This is a genomic window from Citrobacter sp. Cm046 (genome assembly GCF_030333065.1).
Classification (GTDB): domain Bacteria; phylum Pseudomonadota; class Gammaproteobacteria; order Enterobacterales; family Enterobacteriaceae; genus Citrobacter; species Citrobacter murliniae.
This window is the reverse complement of record NZ_JAOWGP010000006.1, coordinates 1-677: the sequence shown is the minus strand read 5'-3', so window position 1 is coordinate 677 and position 677 is coordinate 1. Positions and strand designations below refer to the sequence as shown.

1 protein-coding gene is annotated in these 677 nt (G+C 41.2%); it reads left to right on the top strand.

What is annotated here, in order from left to right; genetic code table 11:
• Window positions 1–677: Tli4 family immunity protein (locus OGX98_RS00045; protein ID WP_286594670.1), on the top strand; the 677-nt coding region annotated here is incomplete at both ends.

Here is a 677-nt window from a genome sequence, read left to right as displayed (position 1 = left end):
AGTCCAGTGATAAATACTTTGTTTGCGCAAACCAAACCGCAGTGTATCGGGCGCTATGTGATTGACGTTCCCGAGTCGTTTAACAATCAGCTTTACGATATGATTTTTATCGATGATTTTAAAATTGAAAGCAAACCGCTCTATCCACCTGCATTTAAACAACGGGTACAGTTAAGAGAGCAGGCGTTGCGCGATGCCATTAATAAACCGGGTAACAGACCTGAAAATGCTCCTTTTTTAAAAGAGGTGGTTCTTCTTCCTGACGGCAAAGGTGCTATTTTCGATCATAATGAGTCGGGTACTCCGGATATATACAGACAACTGGAAGCTCATGTTTATTCTGGCATGACAGCCTTTGTGATTACTACGGACATTCGTGATTTTTCAGACAAGAAGCACAGCGAAAAAAAAATAAAATATCTAGCCAGAGGGTTTACTGAGGCCGATGCAAATACTAAGCCAGCTAAACTGGCGGCCATGCAATCCCTCATATCACGACTTAGTGGCAGGAGAGATGAGGATATTCCGTCGGCTAAAGGCGTGTGTATTCCGAATGGATTTATCCGGGATGATGGAGGAAAGCATCTTGAAAAAATAACATTTAGTTATGAAAATGATGATTTCATCCTGGGTGTGTATACAAATAATAAATATTCTGGCTCAGAAGACACTCTGTT